The following is a 13,310-nucleotide window of genomic DNA, read 5'->3' as shown; positions in this document are numbered from 1 at the left end:
AGGTGTCGACGTGCGATCCATATGGAACGGTGCGATCTCCTTCGGTCTGGTCAGCATCCCGATCAAGCTCGTGAACGCGACCGAGAACCACTCGGTCTCCTTCCGCCAGATCCACACCGAGGACGGCGGCCGGATCCGCTACCGCAAGGTGTGCGAGCTGGAGGAGCGCGAGGTGCCGTCGGCGGAGATCGGCAAGGGGTACCAGGACGCGGACGGCTCGATCATCCCGATCACGGACCAGGACCTGGCCGCGCTCCCCATCCCGACGGCCAAGACGATCGAGATCGTCGCCTTCGTCCCCGCGGACCGCATCGACCCGCTCCAGATGGACGCCGCGTACTACCTCTCGGCGAGCGGAGTCCCCGCCGCCAAGCCGTACACGCTGCTGCGCGAGGCGCTCAAGCGGAGCCAGAAGGTGGCCATCGCGAAGTACGCGCTGCGGGGCCGCGAGCGGCTCGGCATGCTGCGGGTGGTCGACGACGTGATCGCCATGCACGGCCTGCTCTGGCCGGACGAGATCCGGGCGCCGGAAGGGGTGGCCCCCGAGACGCACGTCACCGTCCGCGACGCCGAACTCGACCTGGCGGACGCCCTGATGGACACCCTCGGCGAGGTCGACATCTCCACCCTGCACGACGACTACCGCGACGCGGTCGAGGAACTCATCGCCGCGAAGGTCGAGGGCGCGACCCCGGCGGAGCGGACCCCGGCGGCGGAGGCGGGCGGCGGCAAGGTCATCGACCTGATCGCGGCGCTGGAGAGCAGCGTGCGGGCGGCCCGCACGGCGCGGGGCGAGGCGTCGGACGGCGGCGACGCGGACGACGGCGGCGCGGCGGACGAGAAGGTGGCCGACGTGACCCCGATCGCGCGCAAGTCGTCCCGGGCGACGCCGAAACAGGTGGGCGGCAAGAAGTCGACGGCATCGTCGGCGTCGGCGGCTTCGGCGAAGAAGAAGGCCGCCCCCGCCAAGAAGAGGACGACGAAGACGGCGGCGGCCAAGCCCTCGGAGCCGAAGGCGTCGGTGTCGAAGGCGTCCGTGTCGAAGGCGGCGGGGTCGGGGTCCAGGGCATCGACGAAGACGGCCTCCGGCAGGACGGCGGCCAAGAAGGCGACGACAGGCAAGAAGACCGCGGCGGCGAAGAAGACAACTACGGCATCGACCTCGAAGCGCCGGGCATCCGCCTGACGCTTCCCGCCCTCCTGGCCGCCTCCGTCCCGGCCCCGTCTCAGGGCCTCGTAGCGCTCCTGCCCCGCAGCGAGGAGGCGACGACTTCGGCGACGTACGGCAGGTGCCCGTCGAGGAAGAAGTGGCCGCCGGCCAGCACGTGGCAGGAGAAGGCGCCCCGCGTCTCGCTCTCCCAGCGCCGCACCTTCTCGACGTCGACGCGCGGGTCGGCGTCACCGGTCAGGGCGATGACCGGACAGTCGAGCGGGGGCCCGCCGCGGTGGACGTGCTCGTCCAGGAGCCGGTAGTCGGCGCGTACCGGCGGCAGGATGAGCGGCAGCAGTTCGGGTGAGGAGAGCAGCCGGTCGGCCGTGCCGGACAACGTCCGCATGTCCTCGACGAGTTCGAGGTCGGACATCTCACTCACCGGCACCCGGGCCGCGGCAGGTCGCCAGGGCAGCGAGGGCGCCTGTCGCCCGGAGACGAACAGGGCCGCGGGCGGCCGCCCCTCGGCCGTCATGCGCCGCGCGGTCTCGAACGCGAGAAGCGCGCCCATGCTGTGCCCGAACAGCGCCGTCGGTTCGCCCGCGGCCCACCCGGGAAGCGCGGCGAGCACGGCGTCCACGACCTCGTCGGCCCGCTCGGCGAACGGCTCGCCGAGCCGCTCCTGGCGGCCCGGGTACTGCACGACGACCGGTTCGACGACACCGGCGACGGCGGCCGACAGCGGGTGGTACGCGCTGGCGGAACCGCCCGCGTGCGGGAAGCAGACCAGCCGGGTCCCGGCATCGGGTGCGGGGTGGAAGCAACGTATCCAGTTGCCCACGGGCGCTCTCCTTTCGCGGCCGCGTACGGCGCGACGTCGTGTGTCTGTGGTCGGGGGCGGACGCGCACGGCGTACGCGCCATCGGTCGGCCGACGCGTACGGCGCGCGCGATCGGGCCCGCCGTCTCGTACGGCCTGTGCCCGATCGGCTCCGCCGACGTCCGCCAGCATGCCTCAAGGCACCCCCACAGTCTTGATCATGCCCGCGGCCCTGGCCGCACCGCATCCACCTAGACTGACCGCTGAGCCGGGAGAGCCGGTCCCGACCGGAGCCGGTCCCGACGGTGCGGACGGGCCGGACCGACGAGAAGAAGGACGACGGTGGTGGGAGCGGGAGGCCGACAGGTGACGACGGGCGCCGACGGCTACGACGATCCGCCCGCCGAACTGCTCACGGAGGCGGCCGCCGCGTTCGGCCTGCTCGCCTCCTCCGCGCGGCTGCACATCGTGTGGGCCCTCGCCCAGGGCGAGAGCGACGTGAGCGGCCTCGCCGAACGGGTGGGCGGCGCGCTGCCCGCCGTCAGCCAGCACCTGACCAAGCTCAAGCTCGCCGGACTCGTGGGCTCCCGACGCGAGGGCCGACGCGTGGTGTACTTCGTCGCCGACCCCGACGTGGTGACGGTGGTGCGCCTGATGGTCACCCAGCTCGCGTCCCGGGCCGAGACGTCCCCCGCGGCCCGGCGCCTCCGCGGAACCGGTGCCTGAGGGTCCCGTGCCCGAGGAACCGCTGCCCGAGGAACCGGTGTACGGGGGGTCGGTGGCCGTCGAGCACGGCGGCCGGGCACCCGCGCCGACTGCCCTGGAGGTCCTGCGCTCCCTGGACACCGGACCGCGCGGCCTCACCGAGGACGAGGCCGAAGCCCGGCTGACCCGCCACGGCGAGAACGCCCTGCCGGTCCGGCGGACCGTGCCGTGGCCCGGCCGGTTCGTACGCGGCCTGCGCGACCCCTTCACAGCCGTCCTGCTCTGCCTCGGCCTGGTCTCGGCCTCCGTCGCGGCCTGGGGAACGGCCTGCGTGATCACGCTGCTGGTGGCGGTCAGCTGCGCGCTCCGGGCGACGGGTGAACACCGCGCGGACCGCGCGATGGCGGCGTTGCGGGACCTGGTGACGACGACGGCGACGGTCGTACGCCGCCCTGCCGCCGACGCCCCGCCGGTGCCCCGCGAACTCCCGGTGGACCAGCTCGTCCCCGGCGACATCGTCCGCCTCGGCGCGGGAGACCTGGTCCCGGCCGACGTCCACCTGCTCAGGTCCCAGGGCCTGTACGTGAACGAGGCCCCGTTGACGGGGGAGTCGGCGCCGGTACCGAAGGACACGGGGTCCAGGCCCTCGCCGTCCGCCGCCCCGCGCGACACGTCGTACGCCTGTGTCCCGTACGCCTGTGTCCCGTACGCCTGCTTCCAGGGCAGCAGTGTCACGGCGGGCAGCGGGACGGCGGTGGTGACGGCGACGGGGAGCGGGACGCGCTTCGCGGCGGGGTACGCGGCGCTTGCCGGAGCGGGCGGAGCGGCCGGGACCGTCGGAGCGGGCGGAGCGGCCGGGATCGTCGGAGCGGGCGGAGCCGTCGAGGGAGTTGCCGGAGCCGCCGGAGAGGCCAGTGGCGCCGCACCACCCACCCGACCGCGCGAGGCACCCGCCCCACCGAGGGAAGCCCCGATCCCTCCCAGCGCCTTCGACCGCTCCGTGCACGGCATTTCCTGGATCCTCATCCGTTTCATGCTGCTGACGCCCCCGCTGGTGCTGATGGCGGACGCCGCGCTGCGGGGCCGGGGCCTGGAGACGCTGCCGTTCGCCGTGGCGGTGGCGGTCGGGCTCACCCCCGAGATGCTGCCGGTCGTCGTCACCACGTGCCTGGCGCGGGCCGCCGTAGGCCTCGCCCGTACCCACGGCGTCATCGTCAGACGGCTGCCCGCCCTGCACGACCTCGGCGCCATGGGCGTCCTGTGCGTGGACAAGACCGGCACGCTCACCCAGGACCGCCCGGTCGTCGAGCGGGCCGTCGACGCGGAGGGCCGGGACGCCCCCGAGGTGCTGCGCTGGGCGGCCGTGAACGCCTGGTGGACGCTCCACCTCGCCGACCTGCCCGTGCCCGACGCCCTGGACGAGGTGATCCTGGACGCAGCCGACGAGGAGACGGCGACGCAGTACGAGGGCGCCGACGGCATCGACGGCATCGACGGCATCGACGGCATCGAGGGCATCGAGGGCATAGAGGCTCTCCCCTTCGACCCCGTACGCCGCCTCTCCACGGCCGTCGTGTCGCGCCCCGGCGCCGGTCTCGGCGTCCACACGCTGGTGGTCAAGGGCGCCGTCGAGAACGTACTGGAGCGCTGCGCCCTGCCCGCCGAGGAGCGCGCCCGCCTCCACGCCGACGCGGCCCGGCACGCGGCGACGGGCCTGCGCCTGCTGGCCGTGGCCACCGCCGACCGCCCCGCACGGCACCGCGCCTGGACCCCGGCGGACGTACGGGGCCTGACCTTTCGCGGCTTCGTCACCCTGCGGGACGCGTTGACGCCCGCCGCGGGACCGGCGCTGCGCGGCCTCGCGGACCGGGGCGTCACGGTCAAGATCCTGACCGGCGACCACCCGGGCACGGCGGCCCGCGCCTGCCGTGAACTGGGCCTGGAGGTCGACGAGGCAGACGTCCGTACCGCCGCCGACATCGAGGGGCTCACCCCCTCCGCCCTCTCCGAACTGGCCCACCGCACCACGGTCTTCGCCCGCTGCACGCCCGAGCACAAGGCCCGCGTCGTGGCCGCCCTGCGCGCCCACGGCCACACGACGGGCTTCCTGGGCGACGGCGTCAACGACCTGCCGGCCCTGCGCGCGGCCGACGTGGGCGTGGCACCGCACGACGCGGTTCCGGTGGCGAGGGAGACGGCGGATTTGGTGCTGCCCAGGCGTGCGGGGAGCGACGCCGGGGAAACGGCGCCCGCCGACCCCGCAGGCTTGACGGCGATCGACCACGCCGTCACGGCGGGCCGGGCCGCCGGCACGAACATCGCGACCTACCTGCGCAGCACGCTCTCCTCGAACCTCGGCAACGTCATAGCCATGCTCACCGCGGGTCTGCTGCTCCCCTTCCTGCCGATGCTCCCGGCACAGGTGCTGGCACAGAACCTCTGCTTCGACGCGGCCCAACTCGCCTTCGCCTACGAACGCCCCGCCCGCGAGGCCCTGCGCCGCCCCACGTCCCTGCGCCCGCGCGCGTTCCTCCGCTTCATCACGGGCTTCGGCGCCCTCAACGCCGTCGCGGACCTGGCGACCTTCGCGATCCTCGCGCTCGCGGTGCCGGGTCCGACGGGCACGGAGGACGAATCGGTGTTTCACTCGGGCTGGTTCACGGAGAACCTGCTCACCCAGGCACTGGTGATGCTGCTCCTGCGCACGACGCGCGGCACCATGCGGCCCGCCGGCTCCGGCAACCCCGACAGGCCTGGCAACCCCGGAAACCCCGACAGGTCTGCCAGGTCTGGCAGACCCGCGCCGATCACATGGGCGGCGACAGCCCTGGCGGTCACGGGCCTCCTGCTCCCACTCACGCCCCTGGGCCCGCTCCTTGCGATGACCCCGCTGCCGCCCCTCTACTACCTGCTCCTGGCCGCGGTCCTGGCCCTGTACGCGCTGGCCCTGACCACCCTGAAGCACACGCTGCGGCGCCGCTGCTCCACCGCTCAGCCGTAGGACAGATCGGAACAGGGCCCGTCATCGGCGGCCCGAGCCTTGCCCCGATGACCACCGCTACCCGCACCGTCCGCCGTGGACGGCCGCGCGTACGACTGCCCGAGGACCACCCTGACCCCGCCCGCCTCGGCAACTGCCCGCACCTCGGCGCCGGGAAAGAGCCGGGCAACGGTCTGGGCCCGGGCTTTCATCCCTTTCCCGGCCCCGTACTCGACCACGGTGGTGGCGCGTTCCTGCCCTGCGGCGGTGCTGGTGCCGGTCACGTTGAAGCCGTGCGAGGTGAGCGACCGGGCGGCCTTGGCGGCGAGTCCGTCAACGCTGGTGCCGTTAAGAACACTGACGTCGCTACCTTCTCCGGAAACCTCTCCGGAAACCTCTCCGGAGGCCCCCCGGGAACCACCTTCACCACCCGCATCACCTTCACCACCCCCAACCCCCTTGTCCTTCTTCAAAGCAGCCCACAGCTCCGACGCATCGGGCTCGACGACGGCGACGCGGGCGCCGTCGTAACGCCAGGGAAGGGTGACGAACTTGGTGTTGTGCAGATCGATGTCTTTCAGGGACATGGCGAAGGAGATGAGCTTGTCGGCGGACCCGAGCCCGGGATCGACGGTCATGGAGTGAACGGCGGCATCGGCGAGGGGAAACAGATTCCCGGGACTGAGGCCTTCCCCTTTCACCTTCTTCAACAGACTGCTCACGAATGCCTGTTGACGCTTGATGCGCCCGATGTCGGACCCGTCGCCGATGCCGTGCCGAATGCGTACGTAGTCCAGGGCACGCTGCCCGGAAACCTTCTGCACCCCTTTGCGGAACACGCGCCTGCCGGGGCTGCCGCGATGGGGATTGAGGTCGCCTTCGTAGAGATCCTTGGGCAGACAGACGTCAACGCCCCTGACGACATCGGTAAGTTCGGAGAACCCTTTGAAATCGACGACGACGGTGTGATCCACCCGTAGCCCGCTCAGCTTCTCCACGGTGTTCTGCGTGCAGGCGGGATTCCCTTGGGCGGTCTCCCCGACGGAGTACGCGGCGTTGAACATCACGTGACGCTGCGGCTCGGTCCACTTCCCGTCCGGCAGCTTGCAGGGCGGTATGTCGACGAGGGCGTCACGGGGTATGGAGACGGCGACGGCGTGCTGCCGGTCGGCGTAGACGTGCAGCAGGAAGGCGGTGTCGGACCGCCCGACGTCATCCGCATCCCCGCCGCCGAGCGCACGGTTGCCTCCGGTCCGCGCGTCGGACCCGATGACGAGAACGTTCTGCCCCCGCGAACTCCCGGCCGGTGGCCGGTCCCCGGACACCCCGTCGGCGCTGAAGGTCTCGATGCTCCCGTTCAACTTCAGATAGACCCAGCCACCCCCGCCGACGACCACCCCCACCAGCACCCCCACGACACCAAGCCCCACCCGCCTCCGCCGCCGAGCCCGCCCCCGCTTACGCCGAACCCCACCCATCTGCCCACCACACCTCACTGCCGCCCCGTCGCTCCATGGTTGTACAGTTGCGCAATATAGCAACTATCACTTCCCGTGCACCGCCGAGAAGCCGGAGGACCAACAGTGATCCGCAACGCCCTGGAGCCCTGGCACCTACTGATCGTGGCGCTGGTGGTCATCATCGTGTTCGGCTCCAAACGCCTCCCGGACACGGCCCGCTCACTGGGCAAATCCCTCCGCATCCTCAAGAGCGAGACGAAAGCGATGAGGGAGGAGAACGAAGAGCCCCGCGAACGGGCCCACAACGACTGAGGCGAGGCTGACTTTCCCCCTGCCGCCGGAGCGCGTCTGTAACAGACAGCAGACGGCTGGGCCGCATGTCCATCAAGCAGGCGCAAGATGGAGCCCTAGACCCGGTCGAACCGGCCAGCGTTCGGAGGTAGCCCCATGACGCAACAGACTCTCGGCAATGGTCACCCCACGAGCGCTGAAAGCTTCTGGTACATCCTCGGATGCATCACCTTTGGGGCGTCCTACTTCGCAAAGGTCCCGGCCAAGAAGGCGCTCAGCGAATACGGTCTCACCGAGATGACGGGAGCGGAGAAGTTTTGGTATGTCGTGATGAACATCGCGTTCGGCTCCGGATACCTGTCCAAGGTCATCACCAAGAAGGCACTCTCCGAGGTCGACCGCACAGGCGGCCCTATGCGCGCCACCCCTCCGGCGTGATCGGGCGCCCGAGTTTCGGAATTGCCACGCGATCAGCGGAGTCTGTCGACTCCGTGACGGTACCGGGTGCGCCACCATGGCGGGCCCTTGGATGTTTCCGGGGTCTTCGGCGTTCGGCGGGAGCTGCCCGGGGGTGCCCGTAGATACGCGAAGACCCCGGCCTCAGCGTTTCCACTGGTGACGGGGTCTTGGACACCTAATACAAGGTGGCCCGGCAGGGTTCGAACCTGCGTACACGGCTCCGGAGCACAATCAGATTTCGGCTTGTGAATGCGGCCTGAGCAGCAGGTTCCTTGATCGTGACAGATAGTCGATGCCTACCTGTATCGCAGATAGTGCGAGACGAGGCGCCACGTAGCCGCGCCCGACCGTTGTGCGCTGGCTGGTGGGAGCGGCCGGATCGGCGGTGACAACACTCGGCGTATCCGTGCCGGTTATCGTCACGCAGGCCGGTTGCCGACCTGGTCGACCTTCAGGTGTTCGAGGACGTGCTGTACTACTACGCGGGGCTCAGGCCCGCAGAGGCGGTTGGGCTGAGGGGCGCAGACTGCTACCTGCCGGACGCAGGGTGGGGCACGCTGACGCTGCGGGAGACACGTCCCGTCTCCGCTAAGTCCCGCCTCTCCTGGTCGCCATCCTCCGGGCCCACCTGAAGGAGTTCGGGACCGCCACCGAAGGACGGGTGTTCGGAAACGAGCGCGGGGGAGTCGTCGGCTCATCCACGTACTGGCGTGTGTGGGAGGAAGCGAGGCTTCGCCATCCCGCCTGAGCGCGTCGATTCGCCGTTGGCCGGACGCCCGTACGACCTGCGGCACGCGTGCATCACGCGGTGGCTGAACGCGGGAGTCCCGATCGCGGAAGTGGCCCGGCGGGTCGGCAACTCCCCGGAGGTGAAACACCGTCGGTACCACGGCTGTATCGATGGGCACAAGGAAATGGCCAACTCGAAAATCTCGGCTGCTTTAGAAGACGATGGCGACGTTGCCTAATGGTCGCTCGCGCCCTCCGATGTAGCGTTCGACGAGTGCTAACGGTCGCGTGGAAAAGGCCGAGAGCTCTTCGAGGATCGACTCAAACTGGCAGACTCGTGCCATGTTTTCACTGGCGGTCATTACGGAGCAACAGTCGTCCCTGCCAGCCGCTGCTTTCGTCGCGGCCTGTGCCCTTGTGTTCACGGTCGCCTCGTTTTGGTGGCTCAATGCACGACAAGGCCGGCTGAAGTCTTGGGAGCCTCTCACCTTCGCCGGGGCCGTGACGGTCAGTCAGTCGCGTCTCCGCTTCCCTGTTGTTCTCTACAACACGGGCGCCAAGCCGCTTGTCGTCCGAGACTTGCGGCTTGCCTTCCATGACGACGAACTGGCGTCAACGACGCCATTGCCGTGGACATCGTCGCGGTCCCACCTCCGTCCCGACGAAAACGATGAGGTGAAGATGCCCGCTGCCTTTGCGGTACCAGGTAGGACGGCTGAGCAGTTGTTCATCGAGTTCGGTACGAGTAAGCCTCGCCATTTCGTCCCGGAAGCGCGCCCGTATCGAGTCGTGATCGAAGCGCTTGTGGGGCACGAGGAGGGTTGGCGTCAGCTCATTGCCTTCACATGGCACGCTGATCGCCTGGTGCACCCAGGCAACTACATCGCATATCGCAATGTCCCCGAGGCTGTGGAGGGTGACGGTCCGGAGGCGGCGGTGCAGGCACTCGATGCCGTGGCCGCCAGCGTCATTGCGCAGGGGGGCACCCCGGATGGCAGGAACCGGAAGGACCCCTGAGCGCTGTGTCGAGGCGTATCGCAAATAGTGCGTGAACACTGAGAGGCAACGAGAAAGAGCGGGAGTCAGTGAGACTGACTCCCGCTCTCTCGTGTCGGCATCCGCCCTGGTCACCTACGGATTTTCGTAGGTGGTCTGGCGAGTGCCCCCGGCAGGATTCGAACCTGCGCACACGGCTCCGGAGGCCGTTGCTCTATCCCCTGAGCTACGGGGGCGTATCGACCCGCTTGCGCGGCGACGGGTAGAACCCTACCAGCTCTCCGGGGCTCCCCATGAACAGGTATTTCGTTGTCCCCGAGGGAGGCTCGGCGGCGCCTCCCCCGCCCTCCTGCGCCGGCCCCCGCAGGCACCGCGCGCGGGGCGGAAGTGGGGAAAACCGGGACGCGGCCGTGGGCGCGGACCTACTCTCGAGGTGTGCCAGGCGTGCCCGGCCGCGTGCTTGTTGTGGACGACAACAAGGTCATCCGGCAACTGATCAGGGTCAACCTCGAGCTGGAGGGCTTCGAGGTCGTGACCGCGGCCGACGGTGTCGAGTGCCTGGACGTCGTGCAGCAGGTCCAGCCCGATGTGGTCACCCTCGACGTCGTGATGCCCCGGCTCGACGGGCTCCGGACCGCGGCGCGGTTGCGGTCCGACGCGGGGACCCGCCATCTGCCGATCGTCGTCATCAGTGCGTGTACGCAGTACGAGGTCGAGAACGGTCTCGAGGTCGGCGTCGACGCGTTTCTCGCCAAGCCCTTCGAACCCAGCGAACTCGTCGGGATCGTGCAGCAGTTGATGGAGGGGGCGGACAGTGCGGAGAGCGGGGACAGCGCCGGGCTCGGGCGCCAAGGCCATCTGGGGCAGCAGTACGGACAACAGGGGCGCCAGGGGCAGCAGGGGCAGCAGAGCTGTCCGGCTCACCCGGGGCACGTACGTGAGCGTGAGCGCGGGTCCGTAGGGAGCGAGTGCCGGGGCAATGGATCCGGAGAAGCGGGCTCCGGCTGCGCCGGCGAGACCGAGCGCGCCGCACACCCCGGAGGCTGAGCCGTCCCTCCCCGGGGGGCAACGCCCCGTCCACATCCCGGACCATCCGCCAAACCGACTCGCGTCCCCACCCCCCTCCTCCCATACGCTGGTGCCGTGACCCCCGTCGAGCTCTCCCGCACCGTGCTGCGCGCCATGCGCCATGCCGTCGATGCCGGGGAGCTTCGGGGGGATGTCGCGGCCTTCGGTGACGGGCGCGTGCGGGTCGAGCGGCCGCGGCCCGGGGGGTGTGGGGACTACGCCACCAACCTCGCCCTGCAGATCGCCGGTGCCGTCGGGCGGCCGCCGCGGCAGGTCGCCGAGGTGCTGTCCGCGCGGCTCGTCGACGAGCCCGGGATCGCTGGGGTGGACATCACCGGGGGCGGGTTCCTCAACATCACGCTCGCGGGGGCGCCCGGCGAAGCGGCCGAAGCGCTCGTGCGCGACGTGCTGGAGCAGGGGCGCTGCTACGGGCACGTCCACCCCGACACCGGGGAGCTCGCCCAGATCCACGTGCCGCACGAGGTCCGGGCCGTCGTCGTCGCCGACAGTGCCCGGCGGATTCTGCGCTCGCAAGGCGTCCTCGTCCGTGTGACGTGTGACGCCGCGCCGGAACCCGCGTGGACCAGCACGGTGGGGGAGGGCGGTCTCGGCGTACGCGTCGACGGGCACGGTCGGCCGCCCGAGCCGCTTCCCACGCTGCGCCCCGTCCCCGCCCCGGCGGGAGCCGTCCTGCGCCTCGGCCGGGACGCCGGACGGTGGGCGCTGCTGCATCCCGCCGCGCACGACCACCCCCGCGTCACCTCCGAGCAGGGCGGCGACGCGCACCTCGTGCAGCGGGAGGGCAACCCCCTCTTCCGCGTCCGGTACGCGCACGCCCGCTGTCGGAGGCTTGTGCACAACGCCGCCGACCTCGGCTTCGGCGCCGTCCCCGGGGACGGCGAGGTCGACGCGACCGAGCTGCTGCGGCAGATCGAGGCCTACCCGGCCGTCCTCGCCGCCGCGGCGCGCCACCGCGCACCGGACCGCCTCGCCCGGCACCTCGTGGCCACCGCCGACGAGGTTCTCGCCCTGCAGGGGACCGTCCTGCCGCTGGGTGACGAGAAACCCTCGGCCGCCCACCGCGCCCGGCTCGCGCTCGCCGAAGCCGCCGGGACGGTGCTGGCCGGTGGCCTGTCCCTGCTCGGCATCAGCGCACCCGAACAGCTGTGACATCCGTGAGCCAGAGGACGAGTCCGACGCGATGAGTGCTACGGATGTGACATACGTGAGAGACGAGACGACAGAGCCATGAGCCGTTCCGCACACCCCGCCGGCCCCCGCCACGCCGACGTGTACCCCGAGGGTCACTACAGCGCGCCGCCCGCCGACCTCAACGCGCTGGACCCCAAGGTGTGGTCCCGCACCGTCACCCGCTCCGCCGACGGCGTCGTCAGCACGGCCGGCATCCCGGTGACCCGGCTCGCCGAGGAGTTCGGCACCCCGGCGTACTTCGTCGACGAGGCCGACTTCCGCGCCCGCTGCCAGGCCTGGCGCGACGCCTTCGGCGACGACGCCGACGTCTTCTACGCAGGCAAGGCGTTCCTGTCGCGGGCCGTCGTGCGGTGGCTGCACGAGGAAGGGCTCAACCTGGACGTGTGCAGCGCCGGTGAGCTCGCCACCGCCCTCGACGCGGGCATGCCCGCCGAGCGCATCGCCTTCCACGGCAACAACAAGACCCCGGACGAGATCGAGCGGGCCGTGGTGGCCGGTGTCGGGCGCATCGTGCTCGACTCCTTCCAGGAGATCGTGCGCGTCGCGCACATCGCGGAGCGGCACGGCAAGCGGCAGCCCGTGCAGATCCGGGTGACCGTCGGCGTCGAGGCGCACACCCACGAGTTCATCGCCACCGCGCACGAGGACCAGAAGTTCGGGATCGCGCTGGCCGGCGGGCAGGCCGCCGAGGCCGTGCGGCGCGCCCTCAAGCTCGACGGGCTCGAACTCATCGGCATCCACAGCCACATCGGCTCGCAGATCTTCGACATGGCCGGGTTCGAGGTGTCCGCGCGGCGCGTGGTGCAGCTGCTCGCCGAGGTGCGGGACGAGCACGGCGTGGAGCTGCCCGAGATCGACCTCGGCGGCGGGCTCGGCATCGCGTACACCTCCGAGGACGACCCCAGCGAGCCGCACGAGATCGCGAAGGCGCTGAACGAGATCGTCTCGCGCGAGTGCGCGGCCGCGAACCTGCGTACGCCCCGGATCTCCGTCGAGCCGGGGCGCGCCATCGTCGGCCCGACCGCTTTCACCCTCTACGAGGTCGGCACGATCAAGCCCCTCGAAGGGCTGCGGACGTACGTGTCCGTGGACGGCGGCATGTCCGACAACATCCGCACCGCGCTGTACGACGCCGAGTACACCGTCGCGCTCGTCTCCCGCTCCTCCGACGCCGAGCCCGTCCTGGTGCGCGTCGTCGGCAAGCACTGCGAGAGTGGGGACATCGTCGTACGCGATGCTTTCCTTCCGGCCGACCTGGCGCCCGGCGACCTGATCGCCGTGCCCGCGACCGGCGCGTACTGCCGCTCGATGGCGAGCAACTACAACCACGCGCTCCGCCCGCCCGTCGTCGCCGTCAAGGACGGTGCGGCGCGGGTGATCGTCCGGCGCGAGACGGAGGACGATCTCCTGCGTCTCGACGTCGGATAATCAATCGCATAAT

The 13,310-nt window shown here is 70.8% G+C and carries 11 protein-coding genes, 1 tRNA gene and 1 pseudogene; 10 read left to right on the top strand and 3 right to left on the bottom strand.

What is annotated here, in order from left to right; genetic code table 11:
* The first annotated feature begins 10 nt into the window (after nt 1–10).
* Complete coding sequence (ku, locus tag ACZ69I_RS16945) at nt 11–1,186, top strand: non-homologous end joining protein Ku (protein ID WP_470832932.1); 1,176 nt, start codon at nt 11–13, stop codon at nt 1,184–1,186.
* Nucleotides 1,187–1,226: 40 nt separating this feature from the next.
* Here the strand turns inward: ku and ACZ69I_RS16940 are convergent, their stop codons facing one another.
* Nucleotides 1,227–1,991 (bottom strand): thioesterase II family protein, encoded by a 765-nt coding sequence (locus tag ACZ69I_RS16940; RefSeq protein ID WP_470832930.1) that lies wholly within the window; start codon nt 1,989–1,991, stop codon nt 1,227–1,229.
* A 344-nt stretch (nt 1,992–2,335) separates the two neighbouring features.
* Between ACZ69I_RS16940 and ACZ69I_RS16935 the strand changes: the two genes are divergently transcribed.
* Together ACZ69I_RS16935 and ACZ69I_RS16930 are read left to right on the top strand one after the other, a co-directional pair.
* Nucleotides 2,336–2,695, top strand: coding sequence for an ArsR/SmtB family transcription factor (locus ACZ69I_RS16935; RefSeq protein ID WP_470832929.1), 360 nt, complete (start codon nt 2,336–2,338; stop codon nt 2,693–2,695).
* Between the two features lie 7 nt (nt 2,696–2,702).
* Nucleotides 2,703–5,675 (top strand): cation-translocating P-type ATPase, encoded by a 2,973-nt coding sequence (locus ACZ69I_RS16930; protein ID WP_470832928.1) that lies wholly within the window; start codon nt 2,703–2,705, stop codon nt 5,673–5,675.
* On the opposite strand, the gene ACZ69I_RS16925 is transcribed toward ACZ69I_RS16930, so the two are convergent.
* A complete protein-coding gene (locus tag ACZ69I_RS16925) occupies nt 5,666–7,132 on the bottom strand; it encodes an LCP family protein (RefSeq protein WP_470832926.1) in 1,467 nt (488 codons plus the stop codon). The two genes, ACZ69I_RS16930 and ACZ69I_RS16925, sit on opposite strands and share 10 nt — an antisense overlap.
* A gap of 105 nt (nt 7,133–7,237) precedes the next feature.
* On the opposite strand from ACZ69I_RS16925, the gene tatA reads away from it, so the two are divergent.
* The 4 genes and pseudogenes from tatA to ACZ69I_RS16905 all read left to right on the top strand — a co-directional run bounded on the left by tatA (nt 7,238) and on the right by ACZ69I_RS16905 (nt 9,610).
* On the top strand, nt 7,238–7,426 hold the full coding sequence (tatA, locus tag ACZ69I_RS16920) for a Sec-independent protein translocase subunit TatA (protein ID WP_470832925.1): 189 nt from the start codon (nt 7,238–7,240) through the stop codon (nt 7,424–7,426).
* A 135-nt stretch (nt 7,427–7,561) separates the two neighbouring features.
* Nucleotides 7,562–7,843, top strand: a complete 282-nt coding sequence (locus ACZ69I_RS16915; RefSeq protein WP_467671320.1) for a hypothetical protein — start codon at nt 7,562–7,564, stop codon at nt 7,841–7,843.
* 497 nt (nt 7,844–8,340) lie between these two features.
* Nucleotides 8,341–8,832: pseudogene (locus ACZ69I_RS16910) on the top strand (tyrosine-type recombinase/integrase); the annotation flags it as partial.
* A 103-nt stretch (nt 8,833–8,935) separates the two neighbouring features.
* Nucleotides 8,936–9,610: a hypothetical protein gene (locus ACZ69I_RS16905; RefSeq protein ID WP_470832923.1), complete on the top strand. Its 675-nt coding sequence runs from the start codon at nt 8,936–8,938 to the stop codon at nt 9,608–9,610.
* Between the two features lie 143 nt (nt 9,611–9,753).
* Here the strand turns inward: ACZ69I_RS16905 and ACZ69I_RS16900 are convergent.
* Nucleotides 9,754–9,825 (bottom strand) — tRNA-Arg (locus ACZ69I_RS16900).
* A 199-nt stretch (nt 9,826–10,024) separates the two neighbouring features.
* Here ACZ69I_RS16900 and ACZ69I_RS16895 point away from each other — a divergent pair.
* The 3 genes from ACZ69I_RS16895 to lysA all read left to right on the top strand — a co-directional run bounded on the left by ACZ69I_RS16895 (nt 10,025) and on the right by lysA (nt 13,297).
* Nucleotides 10,025–10,636, top strand: a complete 612-nt coding sequence (locus ACZ69I_RS16895; protein ID WP_470832921.1) for a response regulator — start codon at nt 10,025–10,027, stop codon at nt 10,634–10,636.
* Nucleotides 10,637–10,732: 96 nt separating this feature from the next.
* A complete protein-coding gene (gene nrtL / locus ACZ69I_RS16890) occupies nt 10,733–11,827 on the top strand; it encodes an ArgS-related anticodon-binding protein NrtL (RefSeq protein ID WP_470832920.1) in 1,095 nt (364 codons plus the stop codon).
* Between the two features lie 78 nt (nt 11,828–11,905).
* Nucleotides 11,906–13,297, top strand: coding sequence for a diaminopimelate decarboxylase (lysA, locus tag ACZ69I_RS16885; RefSeq protein WP_467671326.1), 1,392 nt, complete (start codon nt 11,906–11,908; stop codon nt 13,295–13,297).
* Nucleotides 13,298–13,310 lie beyond the last annotated feature (13 nt).

It is taken from the genome of Streptomyces sp. NPDC036815 (genome assembly GCF_055609205.1).
Note: the sequence above shows the minus strand (reverse complement) of the source record. Positions and strands in the feature narration are given on the sequence as shown.